This is a genomic window from Gordonia crocea, from assembly GCF_009932435.1.
Lineage (GTDB): Bacteria > Actinomycetota > Actinomycetes > Mycobacteriales > Mycobacteriaceae > Gordonia > Gordonia crocea.
In genome coordinates this window covers 845,423-864,127 of the sequence record NZ_BJOU01000001.1, presented here as the reverse complement: position 1 = coordinate 864,127, position 18,705 = coordinate 845,423, and the positions used below count along the sequence as shown (strand labels likewise).

The following is an 18,705-nucleotide window of genomic DNA, read 5'->3' as shown; positions in this document are numbered from 1 at the left end:
CTGGAGAATCGATGACGACGGCAGCCGACGAGCCTGCAATCCTGGCCCGGGTTGGCCACTACTACAAGGCCGACCACACCTATGAAATCGGGCGGGAGAAGGTCCGCGAGTATGCCCGGGCGGTGCAGGACTACCACCCGGCGCACTGGGACCGCGAAGCAGCTCAGAAGCTCGGTTACGACCACGTCATCGCGCCGATGACGTTCACCGCCATCGGCGCGATGGCGGCGAACCGCAAGCTCCTCGAAGAGGTCGTCGTCGGATACGACACCTACGTGCAGACCGAGCAGGTCTTCGAGCAGCATCGGCCGATCACGGTCGGCGACGAGCTCCTCACCGACGTCGAGCTGTCGTCGGTGCGGCGCATCGCCGGCAAGGACATGATCACCATCACCAACACGTTCCTCGACGTGGCGACCGGTGAGACCGTCCACACGATGCACACCACCGTCGTCGGCGTGACCGCCGACGAGGTCGACCCGGCCATCACCGAGGCGGTCGCGAAGGTGATGATGCACGACGTCGACATCCTGTCCGTCGAGGATGCCGCCGCCGACTACGTCAAGACGGTGCGCGACGAGGGTGAGCGCACGATTGCCGGTTTCGGCTCGACGCGCACCCCGGCCAGTATCAACTTCGACGACCTGTCGGTCGGCGACCAGTTGCCGGTGCACCACACCCACCTGTCCCGGGGCGACCTGGTCAACTACGCGGGGGTGGCCGGTGACGCCAATCCGATCCACTGGGACCAGAGCATCGCCAAGCTGGCCGGCCTGCCCGACGTGATCGCCCACGGGATGTTGACGATGGGTCTGGGCATCGGGTTCATCTCCGAGTGGACCGGCGACCCGGGTGCGGTGACCCGTTACGCGGTGCGGTTGTCCTCGCCGGCGATCGTTCCGGCCGACGGCCGCGGCGACATCGAGTTCAGCGGCCGCATCAAGTCGCTCGACCCGGAAACCCGCAGCGGCGTGGTCATTCTGACCGCGAAGTCGGCCGGCAAGAAGATCTTCGGTATGGCCACGCTGAACGTCCGCTTCAGTTAGTCGACCAGCCAGCGCTGCGCGGCGCGCAGGTACTCGCGGAACGATGCGAATCCGTCGAGGACCTCCGCCGCGGTGCGCGGACGGTCGACGAGCCCGGCGGACTCCCCCGCGTATACCGGGGCCAGCGACAGGTCCGCGTCGACGCGGGCCTGCTTCATCGTCGCCGTCAACTCGTCGGTGACCGCCTCTTCGAGTGCCTCGGTGCGGTGCGCCCACTGCTCGGTGAAGCCGTTCACCAGGGCGCGGCCGCCGTAGATCGTCGGCCAGTCGAAACGCTGCGCGATGTCGAAGGCCCGGGTGTACACGGTCTGGTCGGTGTCCGCCCCGATCACCGCCGCCTTCAGCTCGGGCCGGAACAGACTCTCCGCACTGGCCGCGAACGGCGTGCCGACCCAGGCCGCCGACGCCCCCGCGGCCAACACGGCGGCCAGCCCGCGTGCCGTCGCGACACCGCCGCCGACAAGGACCGGGCGATCGGTCAGGTCCAAGACCTGCTGCAACAGCGGCAGCGTCGAGACGACCCCGCGCCCGTGACCGCCGCCCTCCGAGCCGCGCACGACGAGCCCGTCGACACCGGCGTCGAGCGCCTCGAGCGCCTCGGTCCGCGTCCCCACCTGCGCGACGACCACCGCCCCGGCCGCGCGCGCCGCGGGCAGGTACGGCCTCGGGTCGCCGAAGCTGAGGCTGACGACGGCCGGGCCGGACTCCAGCGCCGCATCCAACAGCGCCGGATTGGCCGGCAACGACCAGCACATCAGGCCGACACCGAAGCGTTCGCCGGATTCCGCAACGAGGCCCACTTCGGCTCGCACCTGGTCCACGGTGGCGACATTGCCCACGCCGACCAGGCCGAGCCCACCGCCGGCGGAGATCGCGGCGGCCAGACGGCCGCCCGCCGCACCCGCCATCGGCGCCCCGACGACGGGGATCGCCAAGTCGGCCAGGATCGCCTCAAGCGTGGACATCGTCACCCTCCGTGGTGGTCGCACCGGTCTGTTGCAGGATCCAGGCCAGCTCGAAAGCCGTCTCCTCCCACTGCTTGTAGCGCCCGCTGACTCCGCCGTGACCGGCCGACATCTCCGTCTTCAGCAGGATGGGGGCGTCGCCGGTGGTGTGATCCTGCAGGCGCGCAGCCCATTTCGCCGCCTCGGTGTGCAGCACCCGGGTGTCGTTGAGCGAGTTGAGCGCCAAGATCGCCGGATACGCCACCTCGCGGACGTTCTCATACGGCGAATACGACTTCATGTACGCATAGACCTCGGGGTCGGCCAGCGGGTTGCCCCACTCCTCCCACTCGATGACGGTCAGCGGCAGACTCGGGTCCAGGATCGAATTGAGCGCGTCGACGAAGGGCACCGCGGCGACGATCCCGTTGAACAACTCGGGCGCGGCGTTGACCACCGCCCCCATGAGCAACCCGCCGGCCGAACCGCCCTCGGCCACGAGCTGGCGCGGCGTCGTGACCCCGGTGTCGATGAGGTGGCGCGCGACGTCGACGAAGTCGGTGAAGGTGTTGCGCTTGGTCAACGTCTTCCCGTTCTCGTACCACTGGCGCCCCATCTCGCCGCCGCCGCGGACATGCGCCACGACGAAGACGACGCCGCGGTCCAACAGCGACAGGCGCGAGATGGAGAAGTGCGGATCAATGCTGTGCTCATACGAGCCGTAGCCGTAGAGCAGGGTCGGCGCGGGGGACGCGGTGCCGCGGCGGCGGACCACCGAGACCGGGATGCGCGTCCCGTCGGCGGCGATCACCCACTCCCGGGATTGTTCGTAGTCGTCGGGCGAGTACCCGCCGAGCACGATCTGCCGTTTGAGCAGGGTCCGCTCACCGGTCGCCACGTCGAGGTCGAGGAGTTCGGTCGGCTCGATGAAGCTGGTGTAGACGATGCGCAACCGCGGGGTCGTCCACTCCGGGTTGCCCGCGGCACCGGCCGTGCACAACGGCTGGTCGAACCGGACCTCGACGAAGTCGTCGGCGGTCGGCATCCCATCGATGCGCCGCAGGTCGGCGATCGCCACGCGCGGCAGCGCGTCGGCGCGGTAGCTCAGCACCAGGTAGTCGGCGAAGGCGTCGACGTCCTCGATGCGCCGCTGCGGGTCGTGCGCGAGGAACGTCGTACGGTTGGCCGGATCATCGGTCGGCGCGATGTCGACCGCGTAGTTCTCGCACTTCTCACCGCCGTTCGCCGGGTCGGGACCGTTGTGGGTGAACAGGAAGTACCCGGTGCCGCCGATGACCGCGTGGTCCACGTCGTACTCGACCCCCGACACGCGGGGCGCCAGACTGACCGGTTCGGCCGTCGGATCGGCGGTGGGGATGGCGAAGACCTCCGACGTCGTCTTCGACCCGACGCCGACGAACAGGTACTCGCGGCTGCGGCTGCCGCCCAGCCCCACCCAGAACCCCTCGTCGGGTTCGTGGAAGACCCGCACGTCGTCGCTCGGCGCGGTGCCGATCTCGTGGCGCCACACGGTGTCGGGCCGCCATGCGTCGTCGACGGTGATGTAGAAGACGTAGCGTGCGTCGCGGGACCAGATGGCCCCACCCGCGGTGTCCTCGACGGTCTCGGCGAGCTCCTCGCCGGTGACCAGGTTGCGGAAGCGCAGGGTGTACCGCTCGTTGCCGACGACGTCGGTGCTGAACGCCAGCCACTGGCCGTCCTCGCTGACGGAGACGCCGCCGAGGGAGAAGAAGTCGTGCCCTTGCGCCTCGACATTCGCGTCGAGGACCACCTGCTCGCCGGGCAGCGTCGACGACGGGTTGATCGTCGGCGGGTCCCAGTCGTCGGGGCCGGCGACCGGGCAGCGCACCGACCGGCCGTACTGCTGCCCCTCCTGCGTCCGACTGAAGTACCAGTAGTCGCCGGTACGCGTCGGGACCGACATGTCGGTCTCCTGGGTACGCGCCTTGATCTCACCGAAGATGGTGTCCTGCAACGGTTTCAGCTGCGCGGTCGCCGCTGCGACGAATTCGTTCTGCCCCTCCAGGAAAGCGATGACCTCGGGGTCGGTCTTGTCAGCCATCCAGGTGTACGGGTCGACGACGGTGTCGCCGTGGTGGGTGCGTTCCACCGGAACCTTCTTGGCCACCGGCGGGGTCGTGGTGTGGTCGCTCATCGGTTCTCCCCCGCTCCGGGCCAGTCGGCGAAACGCAGACCCGACAGCCGCTCGTAGGCCTCGATGTAGCGGGCCCGAGTGCGGTCGGCGACGTCGGCGGGCAACGGCGGCGGCGGGGTCTCACCATGGCGATCCCACCCCGAGTCGGGGCCGGTCAACCAGTTGCGGACGATCTGCTTGTCGAAGGACGGCTGTACACGCCCGGCGACGTAGGTCGACGCGTCCCAGTAGCGCGACGAGTCCGGCGTCAGCACCTCGTCGGCCAGCACCAGCGACCCGTCGGGCGCCTGCCCGAACTCGAACTTGGTGTCGGCGAGGATGATGCCGCGGTCGGCGGCGAGCGCGGCTCCCCGGCCGTAGATATCAAGCGTGGCGGCCTTGAGTTCCGCCGCGAGGTCGGCGCCGACCAGCGCGACGACCTGCTCGTAGCTGATGTTCTCGTCGTGATCGCCGATGTCGGCCTTCGACGCCGGGGTGAAGATCGGTTCGGGCAACCGGTGCGCCTCGTCGAGCCCGGCGGGCAGGTCGATCCCGCAGACCTGGCCGGTGGCCCGGTAATCGATCAAGCCGGACCCGGTCAGATATCCGCGCGCCACACATTCCACCGCGACCATCGGCAGGTCCCGGACGACCATCGACCGGCCGAGCACCGACGCCGGGATCCGCTCGTCGGTCGGCCCGCCGGCCAGGTGGTTGGGCACCCCGAGCCGGTCGAACCAGAAGAAGCTGGTCGCGGTGAGCACCCGCCCCTTGTCGCGGATCGGGGTCTCGAGCACGAAGTCGTAGGCGCTGATCCGATCGGAGGTGACCATGAGGAGCGTTTCACCGTCGATGCGGTAGATGTCGCGGACCTTGCCCGAGGCGACGTGGGCGTAGGAATCCAGTTCAGGACGCATGCTTCGAGCGTAGTGGCAGCATGCCCGCCGATCGGGGGTGACCCCGCACCGGTGGCCGGGTGCGGCGTTGCGCCGTATCTTCGAGCCGTGGACAACCACGCGACGCTCGGGACCCTGGTCGGCGATTACGCCGACCAACAGATCGCCGTCATCCTTGACGCGCAGGACCCGCTCCTCATCGGCAGTCTCGACGCGGTGCACCCCACCCGCGTCGCCATCCGCCGGCTGCGCTCGGTCCTGCGCACCTTCGACGGGGTGTACCGGCGCGGGCCGAGCCGCCGTCTCGACGACGAACTCCGGTGGCTGGCCAATGCCCTGGGCGAGGCGCGCGACGTCGACGTGGCGCACCGCCGCCTCACCGCGGCCCTGCGGTCCACCCCCGACCGGCCGTCGGCCCAAGCCGCGTCGGCGGCGTTGTCGTCGGTGGTCGCGCAGCGTTCCCGAGCCGCGTGGGTGCACCTGGGGGCCGCGCTGGGTTCGCGGCGGTATGCCCGGCTGCGGTCGACCCTGGCGGATTGGCGCGACGATCCCCCGCTGCGCGACCACGCCGACCTTCCCGCCGACGAGGCGCTGCACCACGTCGCCGCCGCCGATGCCGAGTTGCGGCGGCTCATCGACCGGGCGGTCCGCGCCGCATCACGGGGACACGACAGCACGGCGCGGCGCGTGCACTCCGCCCGCAAGGCCGGCAAACGCCACCGATACGCGGTCGAACTCGCGCTGCCGGTACTCGGGGACTCCGCACGGTCCCTCGTCGACGCCCGCGCCGCGCTGCAGGACCTACTGGGCGAGCAACAGGATGCGGTCCTCACCCGGGAGTTCATCGCGGAGGTGAGGCGCTCGGCGCCGCCCCAGGCCGGCCCCGCCCTCGACGAGGCGCTGCGCCGCGAAGACCTGGTGGTGGCGGGTGCCGCGCAGGTGCTCGCCCGGTACTCCGGCTAGCGGGAGCCGATCACAGAATCGGCGCGGGCGCGTACGCCGCCGCGTCCGGATACCGCGCCACGACCTGTTCGACGGCGGCGAGGACCTCGGCCACCTGCGCCTGGGCGGCACCGGTGAAGGCGGCCTTGTCGGCGAGGGCCGCGTCGAGGCCGGCCCGGTCGAGGGGGATCCGCTCATCGGCGGCGAGGCGGTCGAGCAGATCCGGCGCGGCCCCCTGCTCGCGCATGGCGAGGGCGACGGCCACGGCGTTCTCCTTGATCGCCTCGTGTGCGGTCTCCCGGCCCACCCCGGCGCGGACCGAGGCCATCAGCACCTTCGTCGTCGCCAGGAAGGGCAGGTACCGGTCGAGTTCGTTGTTGATCACCGCCGGATAGGCGCCGAACTCGGCGAGCACGGTCAGGAACGTCTCCATCAGGCCGTCGATCGCGAAGAAGGCATCCGGGAGGGCGACCCGGCGGACCACCGAACAGAAGACGTCGCCCTCGTTCCACTGGGCCCCCGCCAGCTCCGCGGCCATCGACCCGTAGCCGCGCAGCACGACGGCGAGCCCGTTGACCCGCTCGCAGGAGCGGGTGTTCATCTTGTGCGGCATCGCCGACGACCCGACCTGGCCGGGCTGGAACCCCTCGGTCACCAACTCGTGGCCGGCCATCAGCCGGATGGTCGTGGCCAGCGACGACGGGGCGGCCGCGGTCTGGACCAGCGCCGACACCACGTCGTGGTCGAGTGATCGGGGGTAGATCTGGCCCACCGAGGTCAGCGCCGACGAGAAGCCGAGATGCGTGGCGACGAGATCCTCGAGGCGCGCCAGTTTGGCCGCATCCCCGTCGAGCAGGTCCAGCATGTCCTGGGCGGTCCCCATCGGCCCCTTGATGCCGCGCAGCGGGTAGCGGGCGATGAGTTCCTCGAGGCGGGTGAGCGCGATCATCAGCTCGTCGGCGGCACTGGCGAACCGCTTGCCCAGCGTCGTCGCCTGGGCGGCGACGTTGTGGCTGCGTCCGGCCATCACCAACGAGGAGTACTGACCCGCCCGGTCGGCGATCCGGGCCAGCATCGCGACGCCGTGCGCGTGCACGTGGTGTAGCGACTGCAGGATCTGCAGCTGCTCCACGTTCTCGGTGAGGTCGCGGCTGGTCATCCCCTTGTGGATGTGCTCGTGGCCGGCGAGCGCGTTGAACTCCTCGATGCGCGCTTTGACGTCGTGCCGGGTGACGCGCTCACGGTCGGCGATCGAGTCCAGGTCGACCTGGTCGACGACCTTCTCGTAGTCCTCGATCACCCCGTCGGGGATGTCGATCCCCAGTTCCTTCTGTGCCCGCATGACCGCGATCCACAGCTGTCGCTCGGCGATGATCTTGGTGCGCGGGGACCAGATGTCGGCGAGCTCTGCCGACGCGTAGCGACCGGCAAGGACATTGGCAATCTGAGGTTTGGCCACGCGGCCAGTTTAGTTGCCGCTCGACCCGACCATCTGCGGCAGGGCCGGTGCCAGGACGTCGACGACGTCGACGACGGCGTCGGCGACCGCGCTGACCGGATCGCCGTGGGTCTGGCCGTCGGCCGCGAGCGACTCCAGCAGCGCGCCGTTCTCCAAGGCGATCAACTTGTGGACGCCCGCCGGGGCACTGTGCCGACGCGACTTGTCCAGGACCTCGGCGGCGATCTCGGAGACCCGGTCCTGCCGGTGGCTGATCATCTCCGCAAACTCCGGGTGGCGGGCGGCCAGCACGAACAGTTCGTAGCGCGCCGCCAACTGCGACGACACGGGCTCCTCACCGACGAAGACCCGGGCGAGGGCGGCGGCGGTGTCCCGGGCGTCGCGGGACTGCGCGGGCAACGCGGCGCACCGCTCGGTCATCTCCTGCGCGTCGATCTCGCAGGTGCGTTCCACCGCGGCCGCCAGCAGGTCGGTGAGCGAGGAGAAGTAGTACGTCGTCGACGCCAACGGCAGCCCCGCCAGCTCGGCGACCGCGCGGTGGCGCACCGCGTCGGGGCCGTGCTTCATCAGCAGGGCGCCGGCCGCCTCCGCGAGGAGTTGGCGGCGCGCCTGACCTTTGGGGGTTGCGGCGGCCATGCCAGCATCGTGCCAAAGTGACACCGCGTGCCGTGGCGGTTTGGGCGACCTCAAGGGCTACCCACAGGTCGCGGGGCGGCGCGCTACAGCGCGAAACAGAATCCTGCGGTGCCGTAGCCCCGGTGCACCCGCGCGATGGTGTAATTCGACCGCTTACCGTTCTGGACCGCGTAGACCTGGCGGATGCCCTCGCGCTGCGGGACCCACGTCACCGCCGCCGTCGCCCCCTGGGCGCGGGCCGCCCCGATGAACAGCGGCGGATACTTGCCGGGCTTCTTCTCCCAGAAGGTGACCTTGCCCGACGCGTTGACCGGCACCGTCATCGAGTAGCTGCACCCGGTGCCGTAGGCGTTCGACGAGAAGCCCACCCCCGGATCCACCCGTCCACTGGGCACTGCATTGGCCGTTGCGGCGCCGATGCCGGTGAGCGCGCCGGCGAGTACCGCCGCTGCCGCTCCCACCACCATCGTCGTCGGGATAACTGTCTTTCCCACTCCGATCCCTTCCTCCCGGGGTTGCCCAAGGCTAACCCACCATCACCGGCGACGAGGCGCTCTAGAGCTTGGGGGTCGCCCGCGCGATCAGCGTCGCGGTGTCGACGCCGGCGCCCAACGTCCCGTATACCGAGCCCCACGAACCGTCGAGACGGCTGTGGACGTAGGCGTCGGAGACGGCCGGGTGGCCGTATCGGATGAGCAGCGACGCCGACAGCAGCGTCGCCATCTGCCCGACGAGGTGGCGGGCGCGGTACTCCAGTGCGTCGGTGTCGGTGAAGGCGTTCTTGACCGCGGCGACCGCGTCGTCATAAGCCTGGTCGGACCCCGTGGCCGCGTCGAGCTCGTCGAAGAAGACGGCCAGTGTCTGCGGTTCCCGGCCGATCGCCCGCAGTGTGTCCAGGGCCGCCACGTTGCCCGAGCCCTCCCAGATCGACATCAGCGGCGACTCGCGGAACAGCCGCGGCATCCGCGAGTCCTCGACGTAGCCGTTGCCGCCCAGGCACTCCAACGCCTCGGCGGCATGCATCGGTGCGCGCTTGCAGATGAAGTACTTGCTGACCGCCAGGCTGATGCGCCGCAACTGGGCCGACCGCTCGTCGGCGAGGGCGCGGTCGGTGAGGTCGGCGAGCCACAGCGCGGTGAGGGTCGCGGCCTCCGCCTCGACGTGGAGATCGGCCAGCACGTTGCGCATGAGCGGCTGGTCGACGAGCTTGGCGCCGAACGCGCTGCGGTAGGCGGCGTGGTGCGCCGCGGCGGTGGTGCCGTTGCGCATGACGGCCGCCGACGCGGTGGCGCAGTCGAGACGGGTCATGTTGACCATCTCGATAATGGTGCGCACCCCGCGGCCGGGCTCGCCGACCATCCACCCGACCGCGTCGTGGTACTCGACCTCGCTGCTCGCGTTGGAATGGTTGCCCAGCTTGTCCTTGAGGCGCTGGAGGAAGATGTTGTTGCGCGACCCGTCGGGCAGGATCCGCGGGACGAAGAAGCACGAGACGCCGTCGGCCGAACCACCATCCGAGGTTTGCGCCAGCACGAGCAGCAGATCCGAGTTCGGCGCCGACGTGAACCACTTGTGACCGGTGATCAGGTAGCTGCCGTCGGCCTGGGCGACGGCCGTCGTTGTATTGGCCCGGACGTCGGATCCCCCCTGCTTCTCGGTCATCGACATGCCGGCGATGAGCCCGCGCTTCGCGGTCGGGACGGTCAGTTCGGGCTGGTACTCCAGCGACGTCAGGCCCGCCTCATAGCGCGCGGCGAGGTCGGGGTTGTGGCGCAGCGCCGGGATGACGGCGTAGGTCATCGAGATCGGACAGCCGTGGCCGGCGTCGACGGCGGTCCACACACTGAACTTCGCCGATCGCACCAGGTGGGCGTGCGGGTCGTCGAGGGCCCACGGCCGTCCGGCCAGACCGTGCGACACCGCGTTGTCCATCAGCCGGTGATACGACGGGTCGTAGCGCACCAGGTCGATCCGGTTCCCGTAGCGGTCGTGGGTTTCCAGGACCGGCGGGTGTTCTTCGGCCAGGTCACCCACGGTGATCCACTCGGCCGACCCGGCCATCTGCCCGAGTTCGTGCAGATCGGGCAGCGATTCGCCGGCACCGACCCGGTCCAGGTACTCGGTGAGCACCGGGTAGTTGGCGACGTCGTAGCCCTCCAGCGGAGGGACCTGGTTGGTGACGATGTGGTTCGCTTTCACGGCACACAGTCTAGCGAGCGCCCACTCGGCGCAAACGCCCCCAACCGCCCGACCGCCCCATCTGTCACTTCTTTCCCGACCGGCGCGTACTCATCGCGCTGTCAGCATGCCCACGTAGTATCTGCACTCGAGATGACAACGAGTTCCCCCACCCCAGAACAGCAATCGGCCGCATGTGAAGACACCGACGGCCGACTGCTGTCGCGGCGCACCGCCCTCGTCGGCGGCGTGAGCATCGCCGCACTGGCCGGACTCGCTGCCTGCTCCTCGTCCGAACGCACCAAACCGGCCGCCGCCGAGCACAATCTCGACGACCAGTCGCAGGCCGACGACGTGCTGCCCACCGAGACGCAAGACTCGCGCCCGGTTCCCGGACCGCCGCTCATCACCGGCTCGTTCGCGTCGGCGAAGATGCTCGGCCGCCACACCCGTTGGGCGGTCGCGCGGCCGAACGGGGTGACCGGCAAACTGCCCGTCGTCGTCGTCCTCCATGCGCTCAACACCAACGAGCGGACCATCTTCAACCGCAAGCTCCAGATGCAGAACGTCCTGCAGGCCTATGTCGAGGACGGCAACCCGCCGTTCGCCCTGGCCGCCGTGGACGGAAGCACGAACTATTGGCACCGCCGCGCCAACGGGGCCGACGCCGGCGCGATGGTCCTCGACGAATTCCTGCCGATGCTGGCCGGCAACCCCCAGTTGAACCTGTCGACCGAGCGGATCGGGTTGTACGGGTGGTCGATGGGCGGGTACGGCGCGCTGCGCCTCGCGTCGCTGGTCGGCGCTCCCCGGGTGGCGGCGGTCTCGGTGAGCTCGCCGGCCCTGTGGGCCGACCCCCACGTCTACCCGCCGCGCGCCTTCGACTCCTTCGAGGACTACCAGGCGAGCTCGCTGTACGGACAGCAGAAGGCCTTCGCCAAGATCCCGACGATGATCACGATCGGCACCAGCGACCAGTTCTTCACCTACACGCGCCAATGGGCCGCGGAGTTGCACCCGCCGGCGGCCTTCTCGGCCACTGCGGGTGGTCACACCAACCGGTACTGGCGCAGCATGCTGCCCGACCACGTGCAGTTCCTGGGCCGCAACCTCGCGCGCTGAGGACCCACTCGACGAGATCGAGGGCCCACTCGACGGAAATAAGGGTCCAGTCGGCGGGATCGAGGGCCCAGTCGGCGGAATCGAGGGCCCAGTCGGCGGAAATAAGGGCCCAGTCGGCGGAGATAAGGACCCAGTCGGCGTCAGAGGGAGATGCGGCCCTCGGCGGCGGCCAGCCCGATGTCGGTGCGGAAATGTCCGCCGGGGAGCTTCACGTCCTGCAGCCGGGTGTACGCCGCATCGCGGGCCGCGGCCAGATCCGGACCCGTCCCGACGACGGCGAGGACGCGCCCGCCCGACGACACGATCCGCCCCTGCTCGTCGAGGGCGGTACCGGCGTGGCGGACCCCCTCGCCGTCGGCGCCGACGATCACGTCACCGGTGCGCGGGGTTCCGGGATAGTTCTCGGCCGCCAGCACCACGGTCACCGCTGAGCCCGGTTCCCACTCCAACGGCGGCAGCTGCGCGAGCGTGCCGGTCGCGGTGGCGTTCAGCGCCTCCCCCAGCGGCGAGCGCAGCAGGGCGAGCACGGCCTGGGTCTCCGGGTCACCGAAGCGGGCGTTGAACTCGACGACGGCCGGGCCGTCGGCACCGATCGCCAGCCCCGCGTACAGCAGGCCGGAGAACGGGGTGCCCCGCGAGCACATCTGCGCGGCAACGGGTTTCACGACGTCCTCGACGATCGCGTCGACGGCTTCGGCGGGCAGCCACGGCAGCGGCGTGTAGGCACCCATCCCGCCGGTGTTGGGGCCGGTATCGCCGTCACCCACCCGTTTGTGGTCCTGCGCCGGGAGCAACGGCACCACCGTCTCCCCGTCGACCAGGCAGAACAACGACACCTCGGGCCCGTCGAGGAAGGATTCCAGCAGCACCGGGTGCCCGGCCTCCAGGCACTCCGCGGCATGGTCGCGGGCCTTGGCGCGGTCGGTGGTCACGACGACGCCCTTGCCGGCGGCCAGGCCGTCGTCCTTGACCACCCAGGTCGGCCCGAACCGGTCGAGCGCGGCGTCGAGGTCGGCCGGGTTGTCGACCACCTCGGCTGCCGCGGTGCGCACCCCGGCCGCGGCCATGACTTCCTTGGCGAAGGCCTTGGAACCCTCGATCTGTGCGGCCGCGGCACTCGGTCCGAACGTCGCGATCCCGGCGTCGCGCAAGGCGTCGGCCACGCCGAGTACCAGCGGCACCTCCGGCCCGATCACGACGAGGTCGGCCTCGACCTCACGGGCCAGGGCCACCACTGCCACACCCGAGGTGACGTCGACCTTGCGGTTCGTCGCTATCGCCGCCGTCCCGGCGTTACCGGGGGCGACGAAGAGATCGGTGACCGAGGGGTCGGCTGCGAGTCCGAGGAGCAGGGCGTGTTCACGGCCGCCCGAGCCGATGACGAGTACGCGCACGCGCCACAGCCTAGTCGGCGACGGTCTCGACGACGAGAACCGGGAGCACCGGTGTCAGGCACACGACCACGGCACACAGCATCAGCGGCAGCCCCGCCCCGGCCAGGACCAGCCCGGTGACGAGCGGGATGACCGCGGCCACCGCCGCCCAGCCGAGGATGGCACCGTCCTCTTGGCCGCGGGTGAGGTAGGCGTTGATGACCAGCAATCCGATGCTGAAGACGCCCACTGGGAGGGCGAGTGCACCGACGACAGCGAAGTCGGAGATGTGGCTCTCGTTCTCGATCCACAGCGCGACGACGTGGAGCCCGGCCCCGACCGCCGCACACGCCATCAGCAGCGGGATGGACCCATAGCCGAATCCGAAGCAACGCTGCGGGAACTCGCGCAGCGCCTCGCCGTTGGGCAGCAGGAAGTACAGCCACCACATGGCGAAGGTGACCCCCATGGCGGTCAACCCCAGGATGATCGTCTGCTGGCTCCACCCGGTCCGCTCGATGAGTGCCTGCAGCAGCGCGACGGTGCCCACCACGCCCTCGCCGAGCGTGATGACCGTCAGCGTGGCGTAGCGCTCGGCGATGTGATCGGGGTTCCAGGGCGTCGGCTGAACCTTGGTCTCGGCGTACCAGGGGCCGCCGATCTCCACTCCTACACAGATGACGGCGCCGATCAGCGTGTCGCGCAGGTTCAGCGGGGCCAGGGCGAGGAAGACCCACCCGGCCTGGGCGACCAGCGTCGTCACCGCATATGTGAAGCAGGTCCGCCGACTGTCCGGCGACGACAGGCCGGCACGCACCCACTGCGCGACCATCCCGACGCGCATCACGATGTAACCGATCACCATCACGGTGATCGCCGGGTGCTCGCCGGCGTCGATCGAGGTGAACACCGCGGGGATGCCGATCGCCATGATCGCGATGCCGAGCATCTGCACCAGCGCCAGGAGCCGGAAGAGCCAGTCGTCGGTGTCGAAGGCCGAGGCGAACCACGCGAAGTTGATCCAGGCCCAGATCGCGGAGAAGGTGGCGAGCAGGTAGCCGAGGGTCGCGGTGCGGTAGTGGCCTTCGGCGACGAAGTGCGCGAGCTGGGTCGAGGCGACCGAGAAGGCGACGACGAAGACGAGGTCGTAGAAGATCTCCAGGCTGCTGCCGGCGCGGCCCTCCTCGGCCGGGTCCCGACCGATCATCCGCCGCAGTTGTGAACGCAAAGGCACGCGGCAACTCTAGTCAATTACTTCGGCAGCGTCAGGTCGTAGAGGGTTATCCCCGCCACCGTGACGGAGGTGAAGGTCTCCGCGACCCAGGCCGAGATCTGTGCCGAGGGCTGGTCGTCGTCGCTGCCCGGTCCACCGCCACCGCCGATGAAGTACCGAATCTTGCTCTCCGCGACCAGTTTCTGGAACTGTGCCAGCGTCGGATACGGGTCGGTGCCGTTGAAGCCCCCGATCGGCAAAACCGATCGGTTGGTGGCCAACTGGTAGCCCGACGCCGCGTTCGACCCGACGGTGGCGGCCACCCAGGTGTAGTCACCGGAATCGGCGAGCAGCTTGTCGACCACCGCCGCATCCGGTTTCGACCCCCAGAGCAGCCCGCCGGGTCCACCCGGTCCGCGCATGCCGGGCCCGTGCGGGCGACCATGAGCCCCCGGCCCTCGACCGCCGGGGCCGCGGCCCCCCGGCCCGGCCCCGTCGCCGGGGCCGGCACTGATGATCGATCCGGACTTCGGGGTACCCAACGTCTGCGCCATGTAAGCCACCGGCCCGGCCAAGCCGGCGACGAGCGCCAACGCCACCGCGGCCACCGCGACGCGGCGCCGGGGGACCAGCAGACCGAGCGCGGCGACGATGCCGGCGGCCAGGACCGCCCACCGCAGCCAACCGAGGAAGTCCGGCGACCGGCCGAGCAGGACCGCCGCCCATCCCGCGGTGACGACCGTCGCCGCTGCGGCAACGGCCCGAACCCAGACCCGTTCTCGGTTCCGCCAGAGCAGTGCCGATCCGGCACCGACGAGTGCGGCGACGGCCGGTGCCAGGGCCGCGGTGTAGTAGCTGTGGAAGATGCCCGCCATCAGGCTGAACACGCCCCCGGTGACGAGGAGCCACGACAGCCACACGAGCAGGTAGGAGCGCTGGCCGTCGGTGCGGGGCGCTCGGCGCAGGAGAATGAGTCCGGCCACGGCGAGAATCAGCGCGGCCGGGATCAACCAGGCGATCTGCCCGCCCTGTCCGGGCTCGAACATCCGCCAGGGGCCGGCCTGGCCCCACGGCCCACCACCCGCTCCACCGGGCCGATGGCCACCGCCCGGTCCGCCGGGGAGATAACCACCGCCCGCTCCGCCGGGGACGACGGCCCCGCGCTCGTTGCCGTTGATCCGGCCCAGCCCGTTGTAGCCGAGGGTGAGCTCGAGGACTGAGTTGCTCGCCGAACCGCCGATGTACGGCCGCGATGACGCCGGCCACAGCTCGACGGTCAGGATCCACCATCCCGCGCTCACCACGGCGGCCACCCCGGCCGCAACCAGCCCGGCGACGCGGCGGGACAGCCGCGGCGGACCGCAGAACAGGTACACCAACGCGATGCCCGGGACGATCAGCAACACCGCCATCTGCTTGACCAGGAAGCCGAACCCGACGAATGCCCCGCAGGCCACCAACCAGCCCATCCGCCCGCTCTCCAGCGCCCGGCACGCGGCCCAGACCGCGGCGATCATCAGCAGGATGAGCAGCGCCTCGGGGTTGTTGAACCGGAACATCAACGCCGCCACCGGAGTGGTGGCGAGGACGAGGCCGGCGAGGATCGCCGGCCAATGCCCGAAGTAGCGACGGGTCAAGAAATACAGCAGGGCCACCGAGGCCACGCCCATGAGCGCCTCGGGGACCAGGATCGCCCAACTGTTGAGGCCGAAGGCCCGCACCGACAGCGCCGGGATCCAGAGGGAGGCGGGCGGCTTGTCGACGGTGATCGAGTTGGCCATGTCCGACGACCCGAAGAACCACGCCTTCCACGACTGCGAGCCGGCTTGGATCGCCGCCGAGTAGAAGGAGTTGCCCCAGCCGTTGGCCGACAGGTTCCACAGATTGGCGACCGCGGTCGCGACCAGCAACGCACCCAGCGACACCCATCGGGTGACCGGGTTCTCGCCGACCGGGTTTTCGCCGACCGGGTTTTCGCTGTGGTCCGCGGTGGCGCGCTCGTCGTCGGCGCGGACAGTCTGCTCGATCATGTTCTCAACCCTGCCGGGCCAACACTTCTCCGCGATGAGAGGCGGCTATGCGCCGGCTATGAGTCGCCGCCTGTCGGATCCGGCCGATACCGTGGCGACATGACGTTGGATGCGACTGCCCGGGAAAAGGCCGACGAGGTCGTCGCGGCATTGGCCGGTCCGGGGGCGAGTCTGCGCGACGACCAGCTGGTCGCGGTGACCGACCTCGTCGAACCGCCCGGGCCGGGGTCAGCCGTCGGCGCACGGGTACTGGTCGTCCAGGCCACCGGATGGGGCAAGTCCGCCGTCTATTGGGTGGCCACGGCGTTGCTGCGCGCTGCGGGCGCCGGCCCGACGCTGGTCGTCTCACCGTTGTTGGCGCTCATGCGCGACCAGGTCGAGGCGGCCCGGCGCGCCGGTCTGCGCGCGGCGACCATCAACTCCACCAACATCGACGACTGGTCGGCCATCGAGGCCGGGGTGCGCGACGGCGACCTCGACGTGCTGCTCGTCTCCCCCGAGCGCCTGGCCAACCCGGGGTTCGGTCGCCGGGTGCTCACCGCGCTGGCCGACCGGGATGCCGGGCTCGGCCTTCTCGTCATCGACGAGGCGCACGCCATCTCCGACTGGGGCCACGACTTCCGGCCCGACTACCGCCGCGTCGCCGACGTGCTGCGCCAGCTCAACCCCGCCTCGCCCGTCCTCGCCACCACCGCGACGGCGAACGAGCGCGTCACCGCCGATGTGGCCCGACAGCTCGGCGAGAACACCACCGTGTTGCGCGGACCGTTGGCACGAAAGTCACTGCACCTCAACGTGATCGACGGCCTGTCCCCCATCCAGCGCTACGGCTGGGTGGCACAGCACCTCGACGGCTTGCCGGGGTCGGGCATCGTCTACGTGCTCACCGTCGCCGACGCCGATCGCCTGGTCACCGCGATCAAGGCGGTCCACGGCCCCGACTATCCGGTCGCCGCGTACACCGGCCAGCTTGATGCGGACACCCGCCACCGGTTGGAGGACTCCCTGGGCCGCAACGAGGTCAAGGCCCTCGTCGCCACGTCAGCGTTGGGGATGGGGTATGACAAACCCGACCTCGGTTTCGTCGTGCACATCGGCTCACCGCCGTCCCCGGTCTCCTACTACCAGCAGGTCGGCCGCGCCGGGCGCGCCCTGGAGCAGGCCGTGGTCATGCTGCTGGCCTCCGGCACCGACGACCGGATTTGGGAGTACTTCGCCACCGCGTCGCTGCCCGATCCGCAGCACATGGCGGTCCTCATCGACGCCTTGCCCGACGAGTCGTCGCCGGTCTCGGTCGTCGAACTGGAGGCGGTGACCGGGCTGCGCCGGACGAAGATCGAGTTGATGCTCAAGCAGCTCGCGGTCGACGGGGCCGCCGAGCGGAGCACCGAGGGGTGGTTCGCCACCGGGACGCCGTGGCACTACGACGCCGAGCACTACGACGCGATCGTGGCGCTGCGCCGCCACGAGGCCGACATCATGCGCTCCTACGTCCGCAGCGAGCGCTGCCTGATGCAGCTGTTGACCGCCTCCCTCGACGACCCGCTGACGCAGCCGTGCGGCCGGTGCAGCGTGTGCCGCTCGGGCGCCGGGGAGCCGGCCTGGAGCGCGACCGTCGACGATGAGGCCGTGCGCACCATCACGCGGGCACTGCGGGGCGCGGCGACGGTCCTCGAACCACGCAAGATGTGGCCCGGCGGCGCCTTCGGCACCCGCGGCCGGATCCCGCCGACACAGCTGGCCGAACCCGGCCGGGTGCTGGCGCACGCCGATGCGCCGGAGTGGCAGGAGGTGCTCGCCGGGGTGCGCCGCGGCGATGCCGAGGCCGTCGACGAGTTGGCCCAGGCCGCCCTGGCGACCCTGGGCCCGTGGGGCCGCGAGTCGGGGATCCGCCCCGATGAGATTTGGTCGCTGGGGTTGACCGGCGGTTCGACGGCCACCGACCTCGCCGACGCGCTGCGCCGCATCGGGCGGCGGCCCGGCGGTGCCGTTGCGGTTCGACCCGGCGGACCCGCCGACGACGCGAACTCCGCCGCCGAGGCCGCCCACTGGCGCGATGCGATCAGCATCGACCCCGGCGCCCACCCGTCCGGCGCAGTCGTGCTCGTCGTCGACGACACCCGGTCGGGGTGGCCGGTCACCATCGCCGCCCAGCAGCTGCGGGATGCCGGCGCCACCGCGGTTCTCCCACTCGTGGTCCACCGCAGCGTCTAGCCAACACCGCAGCGTCTAGCCGACGTCGCAGCGTCGAGGCCGGCGGGTCAGTCCTGGGGGACGAACTCCCCGTGGCCCATCTCGCGCAGCGTCGCACGGATCGTCGCCGCCGCCTTGTCCAGCTCGGCCGGGTCCGGGTCGGGGTCGGCCGCGGCAAAGGAGAAGTCCTCGAGCTTGTAGGCCGGGAACACGTGCAGGTGCAGGTGCGGCACCTCGAGCCCGGCGATCATCAGACCCGCGCGAGGGGCGTCGAAGCCGCGCTTGACCGCCTGGCCCAGCGTGCGGGCGACATCGGTCAGGTGGTCGAAGAGCCCGTGCTCCACGGCCTCCCAGTGGTCGACCTCGGCCACCGGCACCACCAGCACGTGGCCGGGTGTCACCGGGTTGATGGTCAGGAACACCACCACGCGGTCGTCACGCCACACGAAGCGCCCCGGGAGCTCGCCGTTGATGATCATCGAGAACACAGAAGCCATAGCACTCATGCCAACGGAGTT

The 18,705-nt window shown here is 70.3% G+C and carries 15 protein-coding genes; 4 read left to right on the top strand and 11 right to left on the bottom strand.

The annotated features are described in order from the left end of the window. Window positions 1-11 precede the first annotated feature (11 nt). Window positions 12-1,046: a fused (3R)-hydroxyacyl-ACP dehydratase subunits HadA/HadB gene (locus tag nbrcactino_RS04110; protein ID WP_161926206.1), complete on the top strand. Its 1,035-nt coding sequence runs from the start codon at window positions 12-14 to the stop codon at window positions 1,044-1,046. On the opposite strand, the gene nbrcactino_RS04105 is transcribed toward nbrcactino_RS04110, so the two are convergent. Genes nbrcactino_RS04105 through nbrcactino_RS04095 form a run of 3 tightly spaced genes read right to left on the bottom strand, consistent with a single transcriptional unit; the run spans window position 1,043 to window position 5,062 of the window. Continuing rightward, a complete protein-coding gene (locus nbrcactino_RS04105; protein ID WP_161926205.1) occupies window positions 1,043-2,011 on the bottom strand; it encodes an NAD(P)H-dependent flavin oxidoreductase in 969 nt (322 codons plus the stop codon). The genes nbrcactino_RS04110 and nbrcactino_RS04105 overlap by 4 nt on opposite strands. Continuing rightward, entirely contained in the window at window positions 1,998-4,166 is a 2,169-nt protein-coding gene (locus nbrcactino_RS04100; RefSeq protein WP_161926204.1) for a S9 family peptidase, read from the bottom strand. Before nbrcactino_RS04100 ends, nbrcactino_RS04105 begins: the two co-directional genes overlap by 14 nt. Beyond that, window positions 4,163-5,062, bottom strand: coding sequence for a phosphoribosylaminoimidazolesuccinocarboxamide synthase (locus nbrcactino_RS04095; protein WP_161926203.1), 900 nt, complete (start codon window positions 5,060-5,062; stop codon window positions 4,163-4,165). The genes nbrcactino_RS04100 and nbrcactino_RS04095 overlap by 4 nt, the downstream gene beginning before the upstream one ends. Window positions 5,063-5,149: 87 nt before the next feature. On the opposite strand from nbrcactino_RS04095, the gene nbrcactino_RS04090 reads away from it, so the two are divergent. After that, complete coding sequence (locus nbrcactino_RS04090; RefSeq protein WP_161926202.1) at window positions 5,150-6,004, top strand: CHAD domain-containing protein; 855 nt, start codon at window positions 5,150-5,152, stop codon at window positions 6,002-6,004. 10 nt (window positions 6,005-6,014) lie between these two features. On the opposite strand, the gene purB is transcribed toward nbrcactino_RS04090, so the two are convergent. From purB to nbrcactino_RS04070, 4 genes are all read right to left on the bottom strand, one after another. Beyond that, the gene (gene purB / locus nbrcactino_RS04085; protein WP_161926201.1) at window positions 6,015-7,442 is read right to left on the bottom strand and encodes an adenylosuccinate lyase; all 1,428 of its coding nucleotides are present in this window, start codon (window positions 7,440-7,442) and stop codon (window positions 6,015-6,017) included. Window positions 7,443-7,451: 9 nt separating this feature from the next. Further along, complete coding sequence (locus nbrcactino_RS04080) at window positions 7,452-8,078, bottom strand: TetR/AcrR family transcriptional regulator (protein WP_161926200.1); 627 nt, start codon at window positions 8,076-8,078, stop codon at window positions 7,452-7,454. 83 nt (window positions 8,079-8,161) lie between these two features. After that, window positions 8,162-8,572 (bottom strand): hypothetical protein, encoded by a 411-nt coding sequence (locus tag nbrcactino_RS04075; RefSeq protein WP_308470331.1) that lies wholly within the window; start codon window positions 8,570-8,572, stop codon window positions 8,162-8,164. Between the two features lie 61 nt (window positions 8,573-8,633). Then, entirely contained in the window at window positions 8,634-10,277 is a 1,644-nt protein-coding gene (locus nbrcactino_RS04070) for an acyl-CoA dehydrogenase family protein (protein ID WP_161926199.1), read from the bottom strand. A gap of 132 nt (window positions 10,278-10,409) precedes the next feature. On the opposite strand from nbrcactino_RS04070, the gene nbrcactino_RS04065 reads away from it, so the two are divergent. Continuing rightward, a complete protein-coding gene (locus nbrcactino_RS04065; RefSeq protein ID WP_161926198.1) occupies window positions 10,410-11,378 on the top strand; it encodes an alpha/beta hydrolase in 969 nt (322 codons plus the stop codon). A 140-nt stretch (window positions 11,379-11,518) separates the two neighbouring features. Here the strand turns inward: nbrcactino_RS04065 and purD are convergent, their stop codons facing one another. From purD to nbrcactino_RS04050, 3 genes are read right to left on the bottom strand one after another with little or no spacing between them, the layout of a single operon-like run. After that, window positions 11,519-12,772, bottom strand: coding sequence for a phosphoribosylamine--glycine ligase (gene purD / locus nbrcactino_RS04060; protein WP_161926197.1), 1,254 nt, complete (start codon window positions 12,770-12,772; stop codon window positions 11,519-11,521). 10 nt (window positions 12,773-12,782) lie between these two features. Next, a complete protein-coding gene (locus nbrcactino_RS04055; protein ID WP_228460669.1) occupies window positions 12,783-13,985 on the bottom strand; it encodes a low temperature requirement protein A in 1,203 nt (400 codons plus the stop codon). Between the two features lie 17 nt (window positions 13,986-14,002). Beyond that, a complete protein-coding gene (locus nbrcactino_RS04050) occupies window positions 14,003-15,994 on the bottom strand; it encodes an ArnT family glycosyltransferase (RefSeq protein ID WP_161926196.1) in 1,992 nt (663 codons plus the stop codon). A gap of 99 nt (window positions 15,995-16,093) precedes the next feature. On the opposite strand from nbrcactino_RS04050, the gene nbrcactino_RS04045 reads away from it, so the two are divergent. Next, window positions 16,094-18,208 (top strand): RecQ family ATP-dependent DNA helicase, encoded by a 2,115-nt coding sequence (locus nbrcactino_RS04045; RefSeq protein ID WP_161926195.1) that lies wholly within the window; start codon window positions 16,094-16,096, stop codon window positions 18,206-18,208. Window positions 18,209-18,255: 47 nt separating this feature from the next. Here nbrcactino_RS04045 and nbrcactino_RS04040 read toward each other — a convergent pair whose 3' ends face one another. Further along, entirely contained in the window at window positions 18,256-18,684 is a 429-nt protein-coding gene (locus tag nbrcactino_RS04040) for an HIT family protein (protein ID WP_161926194.1), read from the bottom strand. Between the last annotated feature and the right edge of the window lie 21 nt (window positions 18,685-18,705).